27 protein-coding genes are annotated in these 22,346 nt (G+C 67.3%); 8 read left to right on the top strand and 19 right to left on the bottom strand.

What is annotated here, in order from left to right:
* Window positions 1–18 precede the first annotated feature (18 nt).
* Window positions 19–705, top strand: coding sequence for a response regulator transcription factor (locus tag AD72_RS02045; protein ID WP_031464617.1), 687 nt, complete (start codon window positions 19–21; stop codon window positions 703–705).
* A complete protein-coding gene (locus tag AD72_RS02040; RefSeq protein WP_082468723.1) occupies window positions 698–1,969 on the top strand; it encodes a sensor histidine kinase in 1,272 nt (423 codons plus the stop codon). Before AD72_RS02045 ends, AD72_RS02040 begins: the two co-directional genes overlap by 8 nt.
* 10 nt (window positions 1,970–1,979) lie before the next feature.
* On the opposite strand, the gene murA is transcribed toward AD72_RS02040, so the two are convergent.
* A complete protein-coding gene (gene murA / locus AD72_RS02035; protein ID WP_031464615.1) occupies window positions 1,980–3,236 on the bottom strand; it encodes a UDP-N-acetylglucosamine 1-carboxyvinyltransferase in 1,257 nt (418 codons plus the stop codon).
* A 74-nt stretch (window positions 3,237–3,310) separates the two neighbouring features.
* On the opposite strand from murA, the gene AD72_RS02030 reads away from it, so the two are divergent.
* Window positions 3,311–3,886, top strand: a complete 576-nt coding sequence (locus AD72_RS02030) for a cob(I)yrinic acid a,c-diamide adenosyltransferase (protein WP_031464614.1) — start codon at window positions 3,311–3,313, stop codon at window positions 3,884–3,886.
* A gap of 173 nt (window positions 3,887–4,059) precedes the next feature.
* Window positions 4,060–5,541, top strand: a complete 1,482-nt coding sequence (locus AD72_RS02025) for an LCP family protein (RefSeq protein WP_231644707.1) — start codon at window positions 4,060–4,062, stop codon at window positions 5,539–5,541.
* 4 nt (window positions 5,542–5,545) lie between these two features.
* On the opposite strand, the gene AD72_RS02020 is transcribed toward AD72_RS02025, so the two are convergent.
* Entirely contained in the window at window positions 5,546–6,262 is a 717-nt protein-coding gene (locus AD72_RS02020; protein ID WP_082468722.1) for a FadR/GntR family transcriptional regulator, read from the bottom strand.
* 120 nt (window positions 6,263–6,382) lie between these two features.
* Between AD72_RS02020 and AD72_RS02015 the strand changes: the two genes are divergently transcribed.
* From AD72_RS02015 to AD72_RS02000, 4 genes are read left to right on the top strand one after another with little or no spacing between them, the layout of a single operon-like run.
* Complete coding sequence (locus AD72_RS02015) at window positions 6,383–6,607, top strand: DUF3311 domain-containing protein (protein WP_031464611.1); 225 nt, start codon at window positions 6,383–6,385, stop codon at window positions 6,605–6,607.
* Window positions 6,604–8,067, top strand: a complete 1,464-nt coding sequence (locus AD72_RS02010) for a sodium:solute symporter family protein (RefSeq protein ID WP_031464610.1) — start codon at window positions 6,604–6,606, stop codon at window positions 8,065–8,067. The genes AD72_RS02015 and AD72_RS02010 overlap by 4 nt, the downstream gene beginning before the upstream one ends.
* 13 nt (window positions 8,068–8,080) lie before the next feature.
* Entirely contained in the window at window positions 8,081–8,851 is a 771-nt protein-coding gene (locus tag AD72_RS02005; protein ID WP_031464609.1) for an SDR family NAD(P)-dependent oxidoreductase, read from the top strand.
* Window position 8,852: 1 nt separating this feature from the next.
* Entirely contained in the window at window positions 8,853–10,268 is a 1,416-nt protein-coding gene (locus tag AD72_RS02000) for an amidase (RefSeq protein WP_051897733.1), read from the top strand.
* Here AD72_RS02000 and AD72_RS01995 read toward each other — a convergent pair.
* The 17 genes from AD72_RS01995 to AD72_RS01920 form a co-directional block, all read right to left on the bottom strand.
* The gene (locus AD72_RS01995) at window positions 10,256–10,663 is read right to left on the bottom strand and encodes a VOC family protein (RefSeq protein WP_031464607.1); all 408 of its coding nucleotides are present in this window, start codon (window positions 10,661–10,663) and stop codon (window positions 10,256–10,258) included. The two genes, AD72_RS02000 and AD72_RS01995, sit on opposite strands and share 13 nt — an antisense overlap.
* 78 nt (window positions 10,664–10,741) lie before the next feature.
* Window positions 10,742–11,134 (bottom strand): helix-turn-helix domain-containing protein, encoded by a 393-nt coding sequence (locus AD72_RS01990; RefSeq protein ID WP_031464606.1) that lies wholly within the window; start codon window positions 11,132–11,134, stop codon window positions 10,742–10,744.
* Window positions 11,124–11,555, bottom strand: a complete 432-nt coding sequence (locus AD72_RS01985; RefSeq protein ID WP_020502262.1) for a DUF2550 domain-containing protein — start codon at window positions 11,553–11,555, stop codon at window positions 11,124–11,126. Before AD72_RS01985 ends, AD72_RS01990 begins: the two co-directional genes overlap by 11 nt.
* A 14-nt stretch (window positions 11,556–11,569) precedes the next feature.
* Window positions 11,570–11,935 carry a F0F1 ATP synthase subunit epsilon gene (locus AD72_RS01980; protein WP_031464605.1) on the bottom strand — a complete coding sequence of 122 codons (366 nt, stop codon included), beginning with the start codon at window positions 11,933–11,935 and terminating at the stop codon, window positions 11,570–11,572.
* A 116-nt stretch (window positions 11,936–12,051) separates the two neighbouring features.
* Window positions 12,052–13,494, bottom strand: a complete 1,443-nt coding sequence (atpD, locus tag AD72_RS01975; RefSeq protein WP_031464604.1) for a F0F1 ATP synthase subunit beta — start codon at window positions 13,492–13,494, stop codon at window positions 12,052–12,054.
* A gap of 2 nt (window positions 13,495–13,496) precedes the next feature.
* A complete protein-coding gene (locus tag AD72_RS01970) occupies window positions 13,497–14,426 on the bottom strand; it encodes a F0F1 ATP synthase subunit gamma (RefSeq protein WP_031464603.1) in 930 nt (309 codons plus the stop codon).
* A gap of 18 nt (window positions 14,427–14,444) precedes the next feature.
* On the bottom strand, window positions 14,445–16,091 hold the full coding sequence (atpA, locus tag AD72_RS01965; RefSeq protein WP_031464602.1) for a F0F1 ATP synthase subunit alpha: 1,647 nt from the start codon (window positions 16,089–16,091) through the stop codon (window positions 14,445–14,447).
* 17 nt (window positions 16,092–16,108) lie between these two features.
* Window positions 16,109–16,930, bottom strand: coding sequence for a F0F1 ATP synthase subunit delta (locus AD72_RS35370; protein ID WP_031464601.1), 822 nt, complete (start codon window positions 16,928–16,930; stop codon window positions 16,109–16,111).
* Window positions 16,930–17,445 carry a F0F1 ATP synthase subunit B family protein gene (locus AD72_RS35365; protein ID WP_031464600.1) on the bottom strand — a complete coding sequence of 172 codons (516 nt, stop codon included), beginning with the start codon at window positions 17,443–17,445 and terminating at the stop codon, window positions 16,930–16,932. Before AD72_RS35365 ends, AD72_RS35370 begins: the two co-directional genes overlap by 1 nt.
* Window positions 17,445–17,930 (bottom strand): F0F1 ATP synthase subunit B, encoded by a 486-nt coding sequence (locus AD72_RS01950; RefSeq protein WP_031464599.1) that lies wholly within the window; start codon window positions 17,928–17,930, stop codon window positions 17,445–17,447. The genes AD72_RS35365 and AD72_RS01950 overlap by 1 nt, the downstream gene beginning before the upstream one ends.
* Window positions 17,931–17,952: 22 nt before the next feature.
* Entirely contained in the window at window positions 17,953–18,213 is a 261-nt protein-coding gene (locus tag AD72_RS01945; RefSeq protein WP_020502268.1) for an ATP synthase subunit c family protein, read from the bottom strand.
* A 91-nt stretch (window positions 18,214–18,304) separates the two neighbouring features.
* A complete protein-coding gene (locus tag AD72_RS01940) occupies window positions 18,305–19,051 on the bottom strand; it encodes a FoF1 ATP synthase subunit A (protein WP_031464598.1) in 747 nt (248 codons plus the stop codon).
* Window positions 19,052–19,071: 20 nt separating this feature from the next.
* On the bottom strand, window positions 19,072–19,482 hold the full coding sequence (locus AD72_RS01935) for a hypothetical protein (RefSeq protein WP_156365009.1): 411 nt from the start codon (window positions 19,480–19,482) through the stop codon (window positions 19,072–19,074).
* Window positions 19,483–19,492: 10 nt separating this feature from the next.
* Window positions 19,493–19,660 (bottom strand): AtpZ/AtpI family protein, encoded by a 168-nt coding sequence (locus AD72_RS35360; RefSeq protein ID WP_197284858.1) that lies wholly within the window; start codon window positions 19,658–19,660, stop codon window positions 19,493–19,495.
* A 285-nt stretch (window positions 19,661–19,945) separates the two neighbouring features.
* A complete protein-coding gene (locus AD72_RS01930; RefSeq protein WP_031464596.1) occupies window positions 19,946–21,106 on the bottom strand; it encodes a glycosyltransferase family 4 protein in 1,161 nt (386 codons plus the stop codon).
* Window positions 21,107–21,115: 9 nt separating this feature from the next.
* Window positions 21,116–21,766 (bottom strand): L-threonylcarbamoyladenylate synthase, encoded by a 651-nt coding sequence (locus tag AD72_RS01925; protein ID WP_031464595.1) that lies wholly within the window; start codon window positions 21,764–21,766, stop codon window positions 21,116–21,118.
* Between the two features lie 45 nt (window positions 21,767–21,811).
* Complete coding sequence (locus tag AD72_RS01920; RefSeq protein ID WP_031464594.1) at window positions 21,812–22,273, bottom strand: MarR family winged helix-turn-helix transcriptional regulator; 462 nt, start codon at window positions 22,271–22,273, stop codon at window positions 21,812–21,814.
* Between the last annotated feature and the right edge of the window lie 73 nt (window positions 22,274–22,346).

The following is a 22,346-nucleotide window of genomic DNA, read 5'->3' as shown; positions in this document are numbered from 1 at the left end:
CGTGTGATCCTTGTCCGCATGCGTGTACTGGTCGTCGAGGACGAGCAGCGTCTCGCCGCTGCCCTGCGGACGGGGCTTCAGGCGGAGGGCTGGGCGGTGGATGTGACCGGCGACGGCACGGAGGCGCTGTGGCTTGCCGGATCCCATGACTACGACGCGATCCTGCTCGACATCATGATCCCCGGGCTCAACGGGTACCGGGTCTGTTCCCGGCTGCGCGCCGCCGGTGACTGGACCCCGATCATCATGCTCACCGCGAAGGACGGCGAGTACGACGAGGCGGAGGCACTCGACGCGGGCGCGGACGACTACATCACCAAACCGTTCTCCTATGTGGTGCTGCTCGCCCGGTTGCGCACGGTGCTGCGGCGCAGCCCGGTCGCCCGTCCCTCGCTGCTGCACGCCGGGGATCTGGTGCTCGACCCGGCGACGAGGCGGTGTTCGCGCGCGGGTACCGATATCAACCTGACCGCGAAGGAATTCGCCGTGCTCGAACTGCTCGCCCGCAGTCCGGGGCAGGTGCTCTCCAAGCAGCGGTTGCTCGACGGCGGCTGGGATTTCGCCTTCGACGGCGCGGCCAATCTGATCGAGGTGCACATCAGCGCACTGCGCCGCAAGATCGATACCCCGTTCGGCCGCAACAGCATCCGCACCGTGCGCGGGCACGGTTACCAGCTGCTCGCGGACGGGGCCGCGGATGCGTAGCAGGCTCTCGGTCCGGGCCCGTACCACCGCGGTAGCCACGACCGTGGTCGCCGCCGCCCTCGCCGCGGTCGGCTGGCTGCTGATCGGCTACATGCACAACCGGCTGTCCACCGAGCTCGACTCCTCGGTGCACCTGCAGCTGGCCAAATCCGCGGAAGCCTTGCAGTACGGCAGAACCCTTCCGGTCCGCACCGATGCGGTCGACGTACGGGTCGTCCCGGGGAAACCGGCCGCCGAGCTGCAGCGTGCCGGACCCGTTCGCGCGGTCAAGCGCAGCGATACGAAGGTGGCCAGCACGGCGGTACCGACCGGGGAAGGCGTGAAAACCGTGGTGGCCAGTGCTTCGACCGAACCCGTCGCCCAGGCGACGAGCGCGGCGACCGGGGCGCTGCTGATCGGCGGTCCGATCCTGCTCGTGCTGGTCGGCGCGCTCACCTGGTTCGGAACCGGCAGGGCACTGCGGCCGGTCGAGGCGATCCGGCACGAGTTCGCGCGGCTCTCGGCACACGAACTGTCCGCGAGGATGCCGGTGCCCTCGGGACGGGACGAGATCACCAGACTCGCCGAGACCCTCAACGAAACCCTCGAGCGCCTGGACCGGTCCGTGCGGCGCCAGCAGCGGTTCATCGCGGACGCCTCGCACGAGCTGCGCAGTCCGCTTGCCACCATGCGCACCCCGCTCGAGGTGGCGCAGGCCCATCCGGAACTGGTGCACTGGCCGGACGTTGCCGATGGCGCGCTCGAAGACCTGGACCGGCTGGAACGGCTCAGCGCGGACCTGCTCATCCTCGCGCGGATCGATTCCTCACCGATGAGCCCGGAACCGGTGGACCTCGCCGTGATCGCCGCGGACGCGATCGGCGCACAACCGGAGAGCGGCCTCGACTGGCGGTTCGAAGCGGCCGACGATGCGGTGCTCGAGGGGCACCCCCGGCATCTCGCCCGGCTACTGGCGAACCTGCTCGACAATGCCCGCGCGCACGCCGCGAGCACCGTGCGGGTCCGGGTGGCGGCCTCGGAGCACGACGTACGGCTGGACGTGCTCGACGACGGTCCCGGAATCCCGGAGGATCAGCGGGAACGCATCTTCGAACGGTTCGCCCGGCTGGACACGGCGCGCAACACCGAGGCGGGCGGCACCGGACTCGGACTGGCCATCGCGCGGGAGATCGCCGAGGCGCACGGTGGCACGCTGCGCGCCGAATCCCCGGCCGCCGAGGCGGATCTCGGTGGCGCGCAGTTCACCGCCATCATTCCCCGTTGACCGAGACGGGCTAGTCCGTCACCCGCGCGACATCCGCACCGAGCGCGGTCATGTTCTCCACGAATTTCGGGTACCCGCGGTCGATGTGGAACACGTCCCACACCTCGGTGTCCCCGTCGGCGCAGAGCCCGGCGAGCACGAGCCCGACTCCCGCGCGGATGTCGGAGGCCCAGACGGGCGCGCTGGACAGTTGCCCGATGCCGCGGATGACGGCGTGATGCCCATCGGTGCGCGCATCGGCGCCGAGCCGCATCATCTCCTCGATGAACCGGAACCGGGATTCGAAGAGGTTCTCGGTGATCATCGAGGTGCCCTCGGCAACCGCGGCGAGCGTGATCGCGAAGGGCTGCAGGTCGGTGGCGAATCCGGGATAGGGCAGCGTGACGAAGTCGACCGCCTTGGGCCGTTCCGGCTGCACGACCCGGAATTCCCGCTCCCCGAAGGTGACCTCGGCACCCGCGAGGCGCAGTTTCTCCAGCACCAGGTCGAGGTGATGCGGGTCCACCCCGCGCACGGTGATGTCCCCCCGGGTGGTCGCCGCGGCGAAGGCCCAGGTGGCACCGACGATACGGTCGCCGATGACCTCGTGTTCGGCCGGAACGAGCGCTTCGACGCCGTGCACGGTGAGCGTGGAGGTGCCCGCGCCCTCGATCTTCGCGCCCATCTGGGTCAGCAGCGTGCACAGATCGCTGATCTCGGGTTCCCGCGCGGCATTGTCGATCACCGTGGTGCCTTCGGCGAGCACCGCGGCCATGAGGATGTTCTCCGTGGCGCCCATGCTCGGGAAATCCAGCCAGATCTGGGCGCCGTGCAGGTTCTCCGCCTCGGCGACGACGCAACCGTGCTCGATATCGCTGTGCGCGCCGAGCTGGCGCAACCCGCTCTGGTGCATGTCCAGCGGGCGCGAACCGATGGCGTCCCCACCGGGCAGCGCGACGACCGCGCGCTTGCAACGGCCGACGAGCGGGCCGAGCACGCACACCGAGGCGCGGAGTTTGCGCATGGATTCGGCGTCCGGGCGATGCGAGAGTTCGGTCGGGGTGGTGATCGCGATGGTGCCCCCGTCGATGTCCACCGTGCAGCCGAGACTGCGCAACACATCGGCCATGTAGGGCACGTCGAGGATTTCCGGGCAGTTGGTCAGCGTCGTCGTTCCCTCGGCGAGCAGCGCGGCCGCCATGAGTTTCAGCACGCTGTTCTTCGCACCGACCACATCGACCGCACCCCGCAGCCGGGCGCCGCCACGTACCCGGAAATGTTCACTCACGATGTCCGTCGCTCCTGTTCCTGGCAAATCCCGACCATTGGTGAGACGCGTGACGCGACCGTAAGGTTGACGGCATGGCCGTACACCTGACCAAGATTTATACGCGAACCGGCGACGACGGTACCAGCGGGCTCGGTGACTTCTCCCGGGTGCCGAAAACCGACGTACGGCTTGCCGCCTACGCCGACACCGAGGAGGCGAACGCCGCGATCGGCGTGGTGCTCAGCCTCGGCGCGCCGGAGGAACGCATCGCCGCGGTACTGCGCTACATCCAGAACGACATGTTCGATCTCGGCGCGGATCTCTCCGCCCCGATCATCGAGGAGAGCGGCGTCTCCCGGCTACGGGTGACCGAGGAGTACATCGACCGCCTCGAAGCGTGGTGCGATGAGTTCAACCCGGAGCTCGGCAAGCTGGACTCGTTCATCCTGCCCGGTGGTACCCCGGCCGCGGCCCTGTTGCACGTCGCGCGCACCGTCACCCGCCGTGCCGAGCGCAGCGCCTGGGCGGTGCTCGACGCCGACCCGGAGCGCACCAACGTGCTGACCGCCAAGTACCTGAACCGCCTTTCCGATCTGCTGTTCATCTTCTGCCGGATGGCGAACCCGGGCGGGGACGTGCTCTGGAAGCCGGGCGGCGAGCGCGGATGAGTTCGCCGAGTTTTCTCTGCAGAACTTTCTCTGCAGAGAAAACTCGGTACCAGCGGGGCGAGCGAAGGCTCATGTCACGCCGCGATTACAGTCATCGTTCTATTTTGGCAACCCGGATGCACCCTTACACGTCTTTCAAGTGGCGGGGAAGCATGCGATGAGGAGGTTTCGGGGTGCGTCGAGCTGTGCTGGCGACGCGGACGGCCGTGATCGTGCTCTCGGTTGTGGTACTCGCGGTCACCGGATACGCGTGGGCCCAGCTGCAGGGACTCAACCGGTCCGGTGCGCTCAGCGGCGAGCAGACCTCACTGGACGGGGACATGAACATCCTGCTCATGGGCCTGGACAGCAGGCTGGACGAGCAGGGCAACCCGCTGCCGAAGAGCATGTACGCCGCGCTGCACGCGGGCGACCAGGACAACGGCGGGTACAACTCGAACGTGCTGATGCTGCTGCACGTGCCCGCCGACGGGAGCCAGGCGACCTCGATCTCGATTCCCCGCGATGACTACGTGAAGTTCCCCGGCTGCCCGGACGAGCAGTGCTCCGGCAAGATCAAGCAGGCCTACGGGCTCGCCTTCGACCAGGAACACAAGAAACTGGTCAAGCAGGGGGTCACCGACAAGGCCGACCTGGAACAGCGCAGCAGGGACGCCGGCCGCAAGGCGGAGATCGACACGGTGCGCCAGTTCCTCGGCGGGGTTCCGGTCGACCACTTCGTGGAAGTGACCCTGGCCTCGTTCTTCCAGGTGGCGCAGGTCGTGCAGCCGATCACGGTGTGCGTGAAGCAGCCGACCCAGGACAGCTACTCCGGCGCCGACTTCCGCAAGGGCGTGCAGCAGATCAACGCCAAGCAGGCCGTGGCCTTCGTCCGGCAGCGCCGCGACAATGTGCATCCCTCGCTGAACTTCACCGATCTGGACCGGGAGCGGCGCCAGCAGGCGTTCATCTCCTCGCTCTCGCACCAGCTCAACCAGTCGGGCACGATGACCAACCCGTCGAAGCTGCAGGGCCTGATCAACGTGGCCAAGCAGAACATCGCCATCGACTCGGGCCTGGACCTGGCCAGCCTCGCGAGCCAGGCGACCAACCTCAGCAGCGGCAAGATCAAGTTCGTCACGCTGCCCATCGACCACTTCGGCAAAGCCCCGAACGGGGACGCGGTCAACTTCGTCGACCAGGACAAGATCCAGGCGATGACCAAGGAACTGCTCAGCCCGAAGCCGCCGGAACCGACCGAACCGCAACAGAAACAGCAGGCCCCGGCCCCCAAGCCGAGCGTGGATGTGGTCAACGCCAACGGGCGCACCGGGCTCGCCGCGACGATCGGGCAAGCGCTCAGCACGAAGGGGTATCAGCGCGGGGACGCGACCAACTCCACGAGCAAGCACACCAGCACGGTCGTGGAATACCCGTCCGGCCAGTCCGATGCGGCCGAGCAGCTCGCCGACACCCTCGGCGGGGCGAAGACCAAACAGGATTCGAGCGTGCCCGCGGGCCAGCTGCGCGCCGTGCTCGGCACCGCGTTCCAGATCCCGAGCGGTCTGCAGGCCGATGACGGTGCACCGGCGAAGGGCAAGTCGAACGATTCCGGTGGTTCGGCGGCCGATTCCGCGGATTCGCTCAACGGCGGTGGCGTGCCCTGCGTGAAATAGCGGATCAACTGCCCTGCGCGAAGCTCCGCAGCAGCTCCTGCTCGGACTCCGGCAGGTATTCGGCGTAGTAGTCGCAGAGGCTGGCGCGCGCGATCCGGCTCGCCGCGCCGCCCTGACCGGAGCGGATCGCCTCGATCAACTGCTCGTGATGTCCGAGGGTGCGTTCGGCGATCCGCGCGTAGTCCTCGGCCTTGTCGAGCTTGTCCTCGATGATTCCGAGCACCACCGTGTGCACGGCATGCGTGCACACCTGGATCAGTGAGTTCCCGCTGGCGCGCGCGACCGCGTCGTGAAAGGCGAGATCGGCGCGCCCGAACTCGATCCGCTGCTGCGCCGCGCGCATATCGTCCATCGCGGCCTCGATCTCGGCCAGCTGTTCGGCGTCCGCCTGTCCGGTCGCGAGCCGGTGCGCCGCGAGGAAACCGGCCGAGCCCTCGAGCATCATGCGGAACTGCAGCAGTTCGGCGAGGCTCAGCTCGGTCACCGAGGCCAGCCGGGTCACGGACTTGTGCAAATGCGCAGGGGCGAACGGCAGGATCACCGGCCCCCGCGGATCGCGCGGGCTCGAGCGCACCATTCCGTTGCTCTCCAGCACGCGAAGCGCCTCGCGCACGGTGGACCGGCTCACCGCGAACTGGCCCATCAGCTCCCGTTCGCTCGGCAGCCGGTCCCCGGGCGTGAGCGCACCAGAGAACACCGCCTGTTCGATGCGCTCGACCACCTGCTCATAGGCGCGCCTGCGCTCGATCGGCGCGAATCGGGCCCCTTGACCGCGTTCACCCACGGTGCCACGATACCTGTCGACACCGAGCTGGTCGGACCAGCAGACCAGAGCGAGGAGGTGACCGCTGTGTTTCGCGGCAGGGCCTCACTGTGGTGGCTGCTCGGTCCCGCGGTGCTCTACCTCGGCGCGCTGCCGTTCGTGAACCGGATCCATCCGCTGGTGCTCGGCATGCCGTTCCTGATGTTCTGGATGCTGCTCTCGACCGTGGCCACGCCGCTGTTCATCTGGCTGGCCGCGCGCGGCGATCCGGTATGGCGGGCGAACCGGAAGCAGCGCCCGTGAACGCCGCGGTCTCGATCGGGATCCTCGCCGCCTTCCTGGTTCTCGCGGTCGCGCTCGGTCTGTACTCGGCGCGCGGGCGGGACCGGAAGGCACTCACCGAGTGGTCGGTCGGCGGGCGCAGCTTCGGCACCGTGTTCGTCTGGGTGCTGATGGCCGGGGAGACGTATACGAGTTTCAGTTTCCTCGGCGCCGCGGGCTGGAGTTACGACAAGGGTGTCCCGATCTTCTACCTGGTGGCCTATCTGGCGATCGGGTTCGCGGTCGGCTACGTCGTGGGACCGCTGTTGTGGACCTACGCGCATCGCCACGGGCTGCACAACATCAGCGATATCGTGGCGCACCGCTTCGCCAGCCCCGCGCTCGGCGCCGGAATCGCCGTGCTGGCAACGGTTTTCCTCCTTCCCTACATTCAGGTGCAGATCACCGGGATGGGCGTGGTCGTCGCCGAGGTCAGCTACGGCGCGATCGGGCTCGGACTCGCCTACTTCCTCGCTTTCCTGATCACCGAGGCATTCCTCGTAGTGAGCGGACTCCGTGGCAGCGCATGGGTCTCGGTGCTCAAGGACCTGCTCGTGGTCGTGCTGATGGTGGTGATCTTCGTGATCGTGCCGCTGCACTTCTTCGACGGCTACGGGCAGATGTTCGCCAAGATCACCGAACACCGGGCGCAGTGGCTGACCCTGCCCGGACACGGAGACACCGGCCTCGGCATCGGCTGGTTCGTCTCCACCAGCGTGCTCAACGGCGTGGTGATCGCGATCTTCCCGACCACCGTCGCCGGTTCGCTTGCCGCGGCGAACCCGCAGGTGGTCCGGCGCAATGCCATCTTCATGCCGTTCTACCAGATACTGCTGTTCATCCCGATCCTGCTCGGCTTCGCCGCCAGCCTCGCCGTTCCCGGACTGGGCAACTCCGACCTGTCACTGTTCCGGATGGCCGCCGATGTGCTGCCCTCCTGGCTACTCGGCCTGCTCGGGGTGGCCGGAACACTCTCCGCGATCGTGCCGATGGCGGTGTTCATGCTGGTGATCGGGACCATGTGGGGCCGCTCGATTCTCGGCGCACACCCGAGGACCGCGAACCGGCAGCGCCCGCTCGCCCAGCTGGTCGCTTTCCTCGCCGGAGCCATCGCGCTGCTGCTCACCTACATCTGGCCGAATGCGCTCGTGCGGCTGTCCGTCGTGTCCTACGAAGGGCTCGCGCAATTGCTTCCCGCGGTGCTGCTCGCCCTGCTGTGGCGCCGGATGTCCGCCGCCGCAGCGGTTTCCGGGCTCACCGTCGGAGTCGTGTTCACCTGCGTGCTCGTGTTCACCGGGAACGACCCGATCGCCGGGATCAATGCCGGACTGCTCGGCCTGGCCGCGAACCTGCTCGTGGTGCTCGCGGTGACCGCGATCCGGCCCGCGAACACCCCGCCCGAACTGCTCGCCCAACCGGAGACCGTGACCTTGAAACAGTGACAAGGAGGCAGGCATGGCAACGGATCTGAGTCGTCTGTTCACTGTGGACGGAAGGCTGGCCGTAGTGGTCGGTGGCGCAAGCGGGCTCGGGCGCGCGAGCGCTGCCGGGCTCGCCGCCCACGGTGCCGAGGTCGTGATCGCGGACAAGGACCTTGCCGGGGCGGAAAGCACGGCCACCGAGCTCGGGGCCCGTGCCCGGTCGCTCGATGTGGGTTCGGCCGAGGACATCGCCCGGGCCGCGGAAGCCGAGGCCGAAGCCGAAATCCTTGTCGTGACACCGGGAATCAATGTGCGCAAGCGGCTCGCCGACACCACGGACGAGGAGTTCGACCGGGTCATCGATGTCAATCTGCGCGGCACTTTCCGGCTGATCCGCGAATTCGGCACACGGATGCACGAACGCGGAAGGGGCAGCATCATCGTGTTCTCCAGCTTCCGCGCGCAGTTCGTCGAACCGGGCCAGGGTGTGTACGCGGCGACCAAGGCCGGGGTCGCGCAGCTGGCCAGGGCCGCGGCGGCGGAATTCGGGCCGGGCGGGGTGCGGGTGAACGCCGTCGCCCCGGGACCGTTCGAAACCCCGCTCACCGAACAGATCAAGGACGATCCGGAGTGGTATTCCGCGTACGCGGACAAGACCGCGTTGCGGCGCTGGGGAAAACCGGAGGAGATCGTGGGCACCGTGCTCTATCTCGCCTCGGACGCCGGTTCCTATGTCACCGGCGGGCTGCACTACGTCGAGGGTGGGTGGACCGCCATCGACGGCCGGTTCGAGCCGAGGCTCTGACATGCACCCGGCGGATCTGAGCATCGAAGGACTGCACAACGCCTATTCCGGCGGGGAACTCTCCCCCGTCGAAGCGCTCGAGGCGGTACGCGAACGGGCCGAGGCGAGCGAGCCGCGCATCCACGCGCTGTACCACGAGGATTTCGGCACCGCGCGCGATGCGGCGCGGGAGAGCGAACTCCGCTGGCGGCGCGGGGAACAGCTCGGCCCGCTGGACGGGGTTCCGGCGACCGTGAAGGACAACATCGCACTGCGCGGCGCGCCCATGGCCGGTGGCACCGCGGCCAGCCCACAACATCCGTCCACAGTGGACGCACCCCCGGCCGCGCGGCTGAAGGAGGCCGGTGCGGTGATCTTCGGCAAGACCACCATGCCCGACTTCGGCATGCTGTCCTCGGGCATCTCCAGCGTGCACCCGACAACGCGAAACCCGTGGGACATTCGCACGAATCCCGGCGGTTCCAGTTCCGGTGCGGCAGCGGCGGCCGCGGCGGGCTACGGACCGGCGCACGTGGGCACCGATATCGGCGGCTCGATCCGGCTGCCCGCCGCATGGACCGCGACCGTGGGGCACAAGCCGAGCCTCGGCAGGGTGCCCATCGATCCGCCCTACCCCGGCCGGGTCGCCGGTCCGATCAGCCGGACCCTCGCCGATGCCGTCCGGCTGCTCGAAGTGCTGTCCTTGCCCGATCACCGCGACCACATGAGCCTGCCCTACGAGCCGTTACGGGTCGGCGCTGTGGATCCGCACGGACTGCGGATCGGCCTGCTGCTCGATGCCGGATGCGGGCTCGCCGTGCCCGGGGAGATCACCCGCGCGGTGACCGCAGCCGCCGAGACCTTCGCCGAGGCGGGCGCGATCGTGGAACCGCTGGAACCGTTCTTCACCCGCGCCATGCTCGACGACCTGACCCTGTTCTGGCGGGTGCGCGCCTGGGAGGAGTTCTCCCGGTACACCGGTGCGCAACAGGCCGCCGTGCTCGGGTTCATCGCCGACTGGTCCCGGCTCGGCGCCGACGTCCCCGGTACCGCCGTCCTGCGCGCGTTCAATCGCACCATGGACATTCGCCGGGCCACCGTGGACGCCACCCAGCCCTTCGACTACGTGCTCTCCCCCGTCGCCCCGGTCGCCGCGTTCCCCGCCGAACACGCCGCCCCGGACAACCGCGTCGAAGCCTCACTCGAGCACATCGCGTTCACCTGCCCGTACAACATGTCCGAGCAACCCGCGATCTCGCTCAACTGCGGATTCACCGGGGACGGCGCGCCGATCGGGCTGCAACTGTCCGGCAGGCGCTTCGACGACGCCGGGGTGCTCGCACTGGCCGCCTGGTACGAATCGGCCCGCCCGGCAACGGCGGTGCCCCGATGGCCGAGTCTGCCCGCCCAGGGACGGGAATCCGTTCAGAACAGCTGACCGAAACGGATGCGGTTGCCGAACGGGTCCCGAATACCGAAGTCGATGCCGTACGGCTTCTCACTCGGCTCGTCGGTGATATCGACGCCCCGTTCGACGAGCGTGCGGTGAGCCTTGTGGGCATCCTCGACGGACACGCACAGCCACCCGGCCATGGCCCCCTTGGTGAGCAGGTCTCGCACCTGGTCCGCGGTCACCTCGTCCATCGCGGGCGGGCCCGGTCTCTCCAGGATGATCTGCCTGCTCGGGTCGCCCGGAACCTGCACCGAGAGCCACCGCATGAACCCCAGGTCCTGGTCCATGGCTACCTCGAAACCGAGCTTGCCCACGTAGAACTCGAGCGCCTCGTCCTGGTCCAGCACGAAGATCTGGCTCTGGGTGATCGCGTTGTACATGACTTCCGCCTTTCCGTTGTCTCGCTGATGAGAAAGACGGTAGAGGCTCGCCGGGGCGCGGTGCTTATCCGAAACTGCTCAACGTGGGCGGGTCCATGCCTTGACGAAACAGGTCGGCGCGGTGAAGGCCCGGGTCCGATGGTGCTCGCGGAACGATTTCGGGGGCTCTCCGACGATCTCCCGGAAGGTTCTGGAGAACGTGCCGAGACTGGCGAATCCGACCGCGAAACAGGTTTCGGTGACGCTGTGCTGGTCCACAAGCATCGTCATGGCCCGTTCGACGCGCCTGCGCTGCAGGTAGCGATGGGGGGTCTCGCCGAAGGTTTCCTTGAAGACGCGGATGAAATGCGCCTGCGAAACATGGGCTATCCGGGCCAGTGCCGGGATGTCCAGTGGTTCGGCGTAGTCCCGGTCCATCGCGTCACGCGCGCGGAGCAGGCGACGATTCTGTTGCTCCCGCTCACGAGGCATGCGGGAAGTTGCGCGAGGGCGGTGCGCTCTCCAGCCAGGAAAGGAACCCGGTCATGGCGTCGGTGCCCATGGCGAGTTCCACCTCGAGGGCACCCGCATGGCAGCGCAGCACGCTCGCGCCCGCGGGCATGGCATAGGTCTCGGGGAGCAGTGGTTCGCGGCGCTCGGCGATCTCGAGGTCGTTGCGGGCGATGACCCGGTCGGGCTTGGAGTTGAGCCCGAGCACGCGATACCACTCGAAGCTGTCCCCGCGGTAGTGGCCGATGCCGAGTTTCCATCCGCGGCCGGTGCCGTCCACCCTGGTACGCAGTGCGACGTGGATACCGCCCTCGCGGACCACGCGAACCCGCCGCCAGGCAAGTGCGAGCAGCACGAGCAGGATTACCAGCAGACCGAGCGCGATGAGCGAGGTTAGGTCCACTGGCTGCTCCGCGCCTAGACCGGTTGTCCAGCGGCGCGAAGCCGCGCTTTGGCACGCTTCGCGGTGTGTTCGTCGGCGGAGTCGAGTTCCGAACGCGCCGCGTCGACGTCGATCTCGTCGCGCAGTTCCACGCTCTCGGCGAGCACGGAAACCCCGTCCTTGCCTACCGAGAGGAACCCGCCGTAGACCACGAAGAAGAGCTGGCCCTCATCGACCGAATCGATGCGCACGACCTCGACATCGGTGAGCGCGCCGAGCAGCGGGATGTGGTTGGGCAGAATGCCGATTTCGCCCTCGGTCGTGCGCGCGAACACCGACGTGGCCCTTCCGGACCAGACGCTGCGCTCGACGGCGACCAGCTGGACGTCCATCTCTGCCACGATGGGAGCTCCTTCAACGATATGTTCGGAAAAGTCTAAGCGATCGAGGGGATTCGCGGGTGCGCGACCCCCTGAGGTGGCCGGACGGAGGATTCACCGCCCGGCCACCGAGGGAATCAGAACTTGACGCCGAGCTCCTTGGCCTTCTTCTCGAGGTCCTCGAGACCACCGATGAGGAAGAACGCCTGCTCCGGAAGGTGGTCGAACTCGCCCTTGGTGAGCTTGTCGAACGCCTCGACGGTCTCCTTGAGCGGAACCGAGGAACCGGGCTGGCCGGTGAACTGCTCCGCGGCCATCATGTTCTGCGAGAGGAACCGCTCGATGCGCCGTGCCCGGTACACCGTCTGCTTGTCCTCTTCGCCGAGCTCGTCGATACCGAGGATGGCGATGATGTCCTGCAGGTCCTGGTACTTCTGCAGGATCCGGATGACCTCCTGGGCGACCCGGTAGTGCTCCTCGCCGACGATCGAGGGCTCCAGGATCGTGGAGGAGGAGGCCAGCGGGTCCACCGCGGGGAAGATGCCCTTGGAGAACACCGCACGGGAAAGCTCCGTGGTGGCGTCCAGGTGCGCGAAGGTGGTCGCCGGGGCCGGGTCGGTGTAGTCGTCCGCGGGCACGTAGACCGCCTGCATGGAGGTGATCGAGCGGCCACGGGTCGAGGTGATCCGTTCCTGCAGCTCACCCATTTCGTCGGCGAGCGTCGGCTGGTACCCCACCGCGGACGGCATCCGGCCGAGCAGCGTGGAGACCTCCTGGCCCGCCTGGGTGAACCGGAAGATGTTGTCGATGAACAGCAGCACGTCCTGCTGCTTCACATCACGGAAGTACTCCGCCATGGTCAGCCCGGACAGCGCCACGCGCATACGGGTGCCCGGCGGCTCATCCATCTGACCGAACACCAGCGCGGTGTCCTTGAGCACGCCCGCGTCCTCGAGCTCGAGCCAGAGGTCGTTGCCCTCACGGGTGCGCTCACCGACACCGGCGAACACCGAGGTACCGGCGAAGTTGCGGGCGACACGGTTGATCATCTCCTGGATGAGCACCGTCTTGCCCACACCGGCACCACCGAACAGCGCGATCTTGCCACCACGCACGTAGGGGGTGAGCAGGTCGACGACCTTGAGGCCGGTCTCCAGCATCTCGGTGCGGCCCTCGAGCTGGTCGAACGCCGGCGGCTTGCGGTGGATCGACCACTGCTCGAAGTCCGAGCCGTAGCCGGGCGAGTCGAGGCACTGGCCGAGCGCGTTGAACACGTGGCCCTTGACCCCGTCCCCGACCGGGACCGAGATCGACTTGCCGGTGTTCCGCACGTCGACGCCGCGCACCAGCCCGTCGGTGGGCTGCATGGAGATGGTGCGCACGACGTTGTCGCCGAGGTGCTGCGCGACCTCGAGGGTCAGCGTCTTGGCCATCTCCTGGAACGTGATGTCCACGTTCAGGGCGTTGTACAGCTCAGGGACGGAGCCACGCGGGAACTCCACGTCGACGACCGGGCCGGTGACCCGGACGACGCGGCCGTGCACCTGCGTCTCTGGGGTAGTCGTAGCGGTTGCGCTCATTATCACTCATCTCCTGCAGCGGCGAGCGCGTCAACGCCGCCGACGATCTCGCTGATCTCCTGGGTGATCTGGGCCTGTCGTGCTCCGTTCGCCTGCAAGTTCAGGCTACGGATCAGCTCGTCGGCATTGTCCGTCGCCGCCTTCATGGCGCGCTGACGGGAGGCCGACTCGGATGCCGCCGACTCGAGCAGAGCGGCGAAAATCCGGGTGCCGATGTACTTCGGCAGCAGTACGTCGAACAGCTCCTCGGGGTCCGGCTCGAACTCGTAGCTGATGTTCTCGACCGGTTCCTCCTCCTCGGAGTACTCGACCTCGAGCGGAGCCATCCGGTGCGCGGTCGCGACCTGGCTGACCATGGACTTGAACTCGGTGTAGACGATGTGCAGCTCGTCGACCCCGAGCACACCGTCCGCGCCGGGTCCTTCCGCCGTGTCGTCCGCTCCCGCGGTGAACGCGGAGACCAGGGTCTCGGCGACCTCGGAGGCGTTCTCGTAGCGCGGCTGCTCGGAGAACCCGGTCCACTGGCCCGCGAGTTCACGGCCACGGAAGTTGAAGTAGCTGACCCCGCGCCGGCCGATCGCGTAGAGCACCGGCTCCTTGCCCTGCTCCCGGAGCAGGGAGATGAGCTCCTCGGTCTGCCGGAGGACGTTGGCGTTGTACCCGCCGCAGAGCCCGCGGTCCGCGGTGACGACGAGAATCCCCGCCCGCCGCGGAGTCTCCCGCTCGACGAGCAGCGGGTGCTTCAGCGCCGAGGCGGTGGCGAGCGCGGAGAGGACCCTGGTGATCTCCTCCGCGTACGGCCGCGCCGCGCGCACGTTCGCCTGGGCCCGCGCGATACGCGAGGTGGCGATCAGTTCCTGCGCCTTGGTGATCTTCTTGATCGAACCCGCACTGCGGATCCTTCGCCGCAGGACGCGTAACTGTGCTGGCATCCCGTGTCCTCAGTTCTTCTACTGCGTTTTCGGAGCTGGCTTGTTGACCTTCACCGACTCCTGGCCGACTTCCTCGGCATCCAGCGCCTCGGCCTCGGCCTCGTTCACCACCGAGCTGCCATCCGAAGCGGCGAAGCCCTTCTTGAACTCGTTGACCAGCTCGGTGAGCCGCTCGTCCGTCTCGTCCGAGAACTTCTTGGACTCGCGGATCTCGTTGAGCAGTCCGGACTCGGTGCCGCGCAGGTGGGAGAGGAACTCCGACTCGAAGCGCTGCACATCCGGGGCCGGAACGGAGTCCAGGTGCCCGTAGGTGCCCAGGAAGATCGCCACGACCTGCTCTTCCATGGACAGCGGCGAGGCCTCCGGCTGCTTGAGCAGTTCGACAAGCCGGGAACCGCGCTCGAGCTGCGCCTTGGATGCGGCGTCCAGGTCGGAGGCGAACGCGGAGAACGCCTGCAGTTCGCGGTACTGGGACAGTTCCAGACGCAGCGAACCACCGACCGTGCGCATCGCCCTGGTCTGCGCGGAACCACCGACACGGGAGACCGAGACACCGGTGTTGATGGCCGGGCGGACACCCTGGTTGAACAGTTCCGTTTCCAGGAAGCACTGTCCGTCGGTGATCGAGATGACGTTCGTGGGCACGTACGCCGAGATGTCGTTCGCCTTGGTCTCGATGATCGGCAGACCGGTCATCGAACCGCCGCCGAGCTCGTCGGAGAGCTTGGCGCAGCGCTCGAGCAGGCGCGAGTGCAGGTAGAAGATGTCACCCGGGTACGCCTCACGGCCCGGCGGGCGACGCAGCAGCAGCGAGACCGCGCGGTAGGCCTCGGCCTGCTTGGACAGGTCGTCGAACACGATCAGCACGTGCTTGCCGTTGTACATCCAGTGCTGGCCGAGCGCCGAACCGGTGTACGGGGCGATGTACTTGAACCCGGCCGAGTCCGATGCGGGCGCGGAGACGATCGTGGTGTACTCCAGCGCGCCCGCCTCTTCGAGGGTCTGGCGCACCTTCGCGATCGTGGAACCCTTCTGCCCGATCGCCACGTAGATGCAGCGCACCTGCTGGTCCGGGTCACCGGTCGCCCAGTACTGCTTCTGGTTGAGGATGGTGTCCACCGCGACCGCGGTCTTACCGGTCTTGCGGTCACCGATGATCAGCTGACGCTGGCCGCGGCCGATCGGGGTCTGCGAGTCGATCGCCTTGATCCCGGTCTGCAGCGGCTCCTTGACCGGCTGGCGCTGGATGACCGAGGGGGCCTGGAGCTCGAGCGCGCGAGTGGTCTCCGACTGGATGTCGCCGAGGCCGTCCACCGGGTTGCCCAGCGGGTCGACCACGCGGCCGAGGAAGTTGTCCCCGACCGGAACCGAAAGCACCCTGCCGGTGCGCTTGACCTGCTGGCCTTCTTCGATGTGCTCGTAGTCACCGAGGATGACCGCGCCGATGCCGCGCTCCTCGAGGTTGAGCGCCAGGCCGAGCACGCCGCCTTCGAACTCGAGCAGTTCGTTGGTCATCGCCGAAGGGATGCCCTCGACGTTCGCGATGCCGTCGCCGGTGCTGGTGACGACGCCGACCTCTTCGCGCGAGGTCGCGGTGTGGAAAGTCGAAACGTAGTTCTCGATCGCGCTCTTGATCTCGTTCGAGGAGATCGTCAGCTCGGCCATAGTAGGGTTCCTGTCTTTCAGTGTGGTAGGTCTTGCTTGGCGCGGGCCAGCTTGCTTGCGATGCTTCCGTCGATCACTTCGTCCCCGACGCGGACCACAAGGCCGCCGAGGACGTGCTCGTCCACCTCGACCTGCAGCGAGACGGCGCGGCCGTAGATGCTGGCGAGCACCTGGGAGAGCCGTCCGCGCTGGGCTTCGGTGAGCGGGGCGGCGGTGATGACGTGCGCGACGATCTCCTGGCGCCGCGCCGCCGCGAGTTCCGCGAGCCCTTCGACGGTCAGGTCCAGCATCCGCCCGCGCGGCACCCGCACGGCCTGCGCGAGCAGCGCTTCGGTCTGCGGGCGGACCTTCTGTCCGATGAGGCCGTCGAGCAGCCGCACCCGTGCGTCGGTGTCCGCCTGCTCATCGGAGAGCAGCGTGGTCAGCCTGCCCTCACCGGCGAGCACCCGGCCGAAACGGAACAGTTCGTCCTCGACTTCGGCGGCGACACCGGCGCGCTCGGCCGAGTGCAGCACGGCGAGCCTGGCGAACCGCTCGATGGCATCCACCAGATCGCGCACCCGCGACCAGCGCTCGCCGACCGCTGCCCGCAGCAGCTCCAGGGTCGGCTCGCTCACCTTGCTCGAGAACAGCTGATCGACGAGACCCTGTTTGGCCTCGTCGGTCGAGCTCGCCTCGGACAGGTGTTTGCGCAGCATCGCCTCGTTGTCGAGCAACCCGGCCACCGCGGAGAGCTCGGAGCCGAGGAGGTCGAGCGTCGGCTGGTCGCAACCGGCCACGATCTCCTCGAACCGGTCGCCGACCCTGGCCAGCGATTCCCTTGTCGCGGCACCTTCCATCACGCCTCACCCCCGACACTGGCTCGCTCCGGCTTGCTGGCCATGCCTTCGAGCTCCTCGATAAAGCGGTCCACGCTCGCCTGCTGTTTCGCCGGGTCCGCGAGGTGCGCGCGCACCAGCTGCTCCGCGCCCTGGTGCGAGTCGAGACCGAGTTCACCGCGGAGCTGGCGCAGCGTCTGCTGGCGCAGCATGGCCAGCTGCTCCTCGCCGCGCTGCTTGATCCGCGCGACCTCGGACTCGGCCTGTGCCTGCATCTCCTCGGTGATGCGCTGGGCGTCGGCCCGGGCGTTGTCCCGGATCTTCGCCGCCTCGACCCGGGCCTCGTTCACCGCGTCCGCGTGCTTGCGCTCGGCCTCGGCGAGCGCCTCCTTGGCCTTTTCGCTCTCGCTGGCCTGGTGCGCGATGGTTTCCTTCTGCTTGGTCATCATCTTCTTGACCGGCGGAACCACCTTCCACCAGATCACGATGATCATCACGACGAAGGCGATGATCTCGCCGATTTGCCCAGCGTCCATCAGCGAGCTCCTTCACTGCGCTCGGCACCGGGCTGCTCGCCGAGGATCCGGCTCGCCAGCTGGCTGGAGAGACCACTCGCCTCGGTGCGCAGCTCGGCGACCACCTCGGCACGCGCGGCCTCGAGCTGCTCGACGCCGCGCTGATTGATCTGCGCGACCTCGGCGTTGGCGCGATCGCGCATCTCCTCGAGCACCTTGCGGCCCTCCTCGCGTGCTTCCTCCCGGATGTGCCCGGATTCCGCACGCGCTTCGGCGAGCGCCTCGGTGTACTTGGCCTCGGCCGCCTTGAGCGCCTCTGCTGCCTTCTTGTTGTTCTCCGCCGTCTCGCTGACCATGTCCTCGCGCTGCTTGAGCGCCTTGGTGATCGGCGGGAGGATCACCTTCCACACGATCAACAGAACGATCAGGAAGATGACCAGCTCGACGAAAAACGTCGCATTGGGCAACAGAATGTTGTTCCCGGCGGCGAGCGTTTCGGTCTGCATATTGCTCCGCGAGGTATCTGTCTCAGCCGGCCATGGTGAACATCATGACGGCGGCGAGTGCCAGCGCGATGAAGTAGTTCCCCTCCGCGAGACCGGCCGAAATGATGAACTGGCTGAACATGCGGCCCTGCGCCTCAGGCTGACGCGCCACGCCCGCGACGAGCTGACCACCGGCGACACCGTCGGCGACGGCCGCACCCGCGGCGCCACCGCCGAGGGCGAGTCCGGCGCCGATGTAGGCACCGGCGGCGCGGATTGCGTCGGCTGTCTGATCTGCTGCCATGATGCTCCTTCGAACTGAACTAACTGGAGTTTGGAGAATTTCTCGGTAACTGATCCTGGATCAGAATTCTGATCTTCCAGGCGAACAGAGGTCAGTGTTCCTCGTCGTGAACCTCCATTGCCTGACTGAAGTACGAAATCGTCAGCAAGACGAACAGATACGCCTGGAGCAGTCCGATCGCCATGTCGAACAGCTTCCATCCGGCGATCGGAATCCAGTTGAAGTACGCCGGGAGCAGGCCGAGCAGCATGATCAGGATTCCGCCGGCGAGCATGTTCCCGAAAAGCCGCAGCGGCAGCGAGAGCAGGTGCACGACCTCTTCGATGACCCACATCGGGGCGAACGGAGCGTAGTGCCCCTTGAGCACGTGCAGCGCGTGCTTGCCGACACCCTTGTGCCTGCGGGTACCGGCCGCGTGCCACCAGATGAACATCAGCAGCGCGAGCGCGTAGACGAAGTTCACGTCCGCGCTCGGCGGCGGCAGGTAGTGGTGCAGCGGGAGGAAGGTCAGCCAGTTGGCCGAGAGAATGAACAGGAACAATGCCAGGCAGACCGGCACCAGAAACGGTGCGACCTTGATCCCGACGAAGGACTGGATCTGGTCGCGGAAGTGTTTCACGATCGTCTCGAGGAACAGCTGCGTTCCACCGGGCACCTTGGCACCGGAATTCGCGCTCGCCACGAGTTTCGCGCGCACGAAGAAGCCGACCGCGAGGAGAATGACGGCTGCGACGAGCGTGCCGAGGATGGTGGTCATGTTAAGCGTGATGCCGAGAACCTCGGTCTGCCCGTACTCGCCGACCTGGATCTGACTATCCGCGGCAAGGGTCGAAGTCATGGCTTGATGGACGCGATCAATCACTGGCGGCGGTACTCCTTCATCACCGGCAACATCGTGTTGCCCATAAAGACCAACTGGAACACGGCAAGACCGACGAACACGCCGAGCCCGTCAGGCTTCATGAAGAAGCCGAGGGCGAGCGCGATGACCGTCAGCACGATCAGGCGCTGAGTGGAGGAGCCGACGATCGCACGCTTGGTCGGGTTCTCCCCGGAAATCACCCGCAGCACCTGCTTCTGCATCAGCCGGGCGTTATATAGCCCCATCCCCATGCCGACGGCGAACAGGATCCCCATCACGAGGTGGTCGAGCAGTGCGCCCGCGACGATGCCGCCCGCGGCGAGCACGGAGCAGATGATCAGCGGCAGGCGCAGGCTGATCAGCTTCGCGGCAGGCACGTTCTGTGCTGCGGAGCCAATCGCGGACAAAGCTTCGACCTCACTCTTTCCAGTACTTCTTGGCGATGGAGTACAGGTACACGGATGCGGCGAGTACGCCGACACCGAGACCGACAAGCGTGAACAAAGGGGAAGTTACTACACGGCCGTCCAGAAACATTCCCAGACCCAGTCCTCCGGCAACCATCACGGCTATCGTGCTGCCCATCCCGAGCAGTTCACGAAGCCCTGGTCCTGAGGACGCCATGGAGCCGGACTACCTGGTCGGTTCTGAGTGGGTATCACTCATGTGCGGCTCCTTTGTCGGTCATGAGGACAGCGCAATCAAAGAGAGAGATCGACGGCTGCCACGGCCGGCGTGACCCGCGTCGAGGCGGGTATGACCGTGACGCTATCACACCGACGGGTGGCCCTATCTAGAGCTGCCTACCTGCAAAAATGGTGATGAGCGTTACCGGTATGTCGGTTTCGGTTCCATCACAGTGACCCGGGTCTACGCGGAGTGTCGGCCACGGCTGGCCCGCAGCCGGGGAATCGCGGACACCAGCAGCGCGATGAGCAGGCACAGCACCATCAGCCCGGCCACCAGGAACACGTCGAAAACGGTGAGCGCGACCGCGCCGAACGCGAGCACGCCCGCCCACAAATAGATCAACAGCACCGCACGCCGCTGCGAATGGCCGATCTCCAGCAGCCGGTGATGCAGGTGCATTTTGTCGGGTTTTGCCCAGCTCGTGCCGTTCCGCACCCGTCGGATCACGGCCATGATCAGGTCGAGCAGCGGGATGAGCAGCACCGCGACGACCACGATCACCGGGGAGAGCAGGCCGACCGCGTCCCCGGCGCCGAAACTCTGGTAATTCACCCTTCCCGAGGCCGAGGTGGCCGCGGCCGCGAGCATCAGGCCGATCAGCATCGACCCCGAGTCACCCATGAAGATCTTGGCGGGCTGGAAATTGTGCGGGAGGAAACCGAGGCAGGCCCCGGCGAGGGTGGCCGCGATCAGCGCGGGCGGGTAGCTGCTCACATCGCCGCCGTTCTTGGCGAGCAGCACCAGGGCGAACATCCCCGTGGCCACCGCGGCGATCAGCCCGATCCCGGCGGCGAGGCCATCCAGCCCGTCCACGAAGTTCAGCGCGTTGACCAGCGCGAAGGTCAGCAGGATGACCAGCACCCCGCCCATGTTCTGGTCCAGCACCAGCACCGAACCGTGCCCGGTCCCGCCCCAGGGAACCCAGAACATCAGCCACTGCACACCGAAAAGCACGAGCACCCCGGCAGCGGCGATCTGCCCGGCCGCCTTGGTGAGCGAATCGAGTTCGAAGCGGTCGTCGAGCATCCCGACGAGCACGATCAGCCCGCCGCCGACCAGTACCGCCTCCGGATCGAGTGCGTAGTCGAAGGCCCGGCGCAGTACCGGAAGCTGGTGGGCGAGCAACATTCCCGCGCACACGCCGCCGTACATCGCGACGCCGCCCATCCGCGGCATCGGCTTGGCGTGCACATCGCGCGCCCGGGGAACCGCGACCGCGCCGATCTTGAACGCGAGCAACCGGACGAGTCCGGTCAGCAGCAGCGTGACGACCGCGGTGGTGAGCGCGACGAGGGTGAACTCCTTGACGGGTACACCGAGCCCGAAGCCGCCTGCGTTCACGGCCTGAGGCTACCGCGCCACCGAGACCCCGTGACCGAGCACCTCGCCGAGTTCGGCAAGGCTCACCGCGCCTTCGCGCAGCACCAGCGGATCCTCGCCGGTGAGGTCGATGATGGTGGAGGGAACCGCTTCCCCGCTCGGCCCACCGTCCAGGTAGGCACCGATGGCGTCACCGAGCTGATCGCGGGCGTTCTCCACGTCGGCGGCCGGTGCGACACCGGTGCGGTTGGCGCTCGACTGGGCGATCGGGCCGACCTCGCGCAGCAGCTCGATCGCGACCGGGTGCAGCGGCATGCGCAGCATCACCGTGCCGCGGGTGTCGCCGAGGTCCCAGGCCAGCGAGGGCGCCGCGGTCAGGATCAGGGAGAGCGCGCCGGGCCAGAACGCCTCGATCAGCGAGCGCGCGATGTCCGGGACCGAGAGCACCAGCCCGTCGATGGTCGTCCAGGAACCGACGAGCACCGAGGCGGGCATGTTCCCGCCGCGTCCCTTCACCGAGAGCAGGGAACGCACCGCATCCGGATTGAACGCGTCCGCGCCGATGCCGTAGACGGTGTCGGTCGGGAAGACGACCAGCCGCCCGGACCGGAGCACGCTCGCCGCGCTCGCGATGCCCGCTTCCCTGGTCTCTTGGACGGAGCAGTCATAAACCACGCTCATGCGCCGAATTCTCGCACCGCGCGCTCCAGGCCGTGCGGGTACCCACTACTGGCGCGGTTCGATGCCCTCGACGACCTGTTCGCTCCACGCCCGCAGCGTCGCGGCCTGTTCGGGGGTGAGCGAGTCGAAAAAACAGCGGCGGATGTTGGCGCCGTGCGCACGGACCGCGTTCTGCGTGGTGCGCTGCCCCGTGCTGGTCAGCCCGACCCGGATGCGGCGCCCGGTTGCCCCGTGCTGGATGCGCTGGACGAAACCCCGGTTCTCCATCCGGGTGAGCTGATGCGAGACGCGGCTCTTCTCCCAGTCGAGCTCGGCGACGAGCTCGGCGACGTTCAGCTCGCGCCCCGGTGCCTTTGACAGCGCCATCAGCACACTGAACTCGGCCTTCGAAATGCCGCAGTCCCGCTGCAGGCCGCGGTCGAGCTCCCGGACGAGCAGGTGGTACGCGTGCGTCCAGAGCTGCCAGAGCTCCCACTCCTCGGGCCCCAGTGTGCCGGTCTGCGCCATGACGGGATCGTAACGAGTTGACGCATCAACTTTGCGGACCCTAGAGTTGATACGTCAACTCCAGGGAAGGCGG

Source organism: Sciscionella sediminilitoris (assembly GCF_000737195.2).
Classification (GTDB): domain Bacteria; phylum Actinomycetota; class Actinomycetes; order Mycobacteriales; family Pseudonocardiaceae; genus Sciscionella; species Sciscionella sediminilitoris.
The sequence above is the reverse complement of the archived record's forward strand: the minus strand, read 5'-3'. Positions and strand labels throughout refer to the sequence as shown.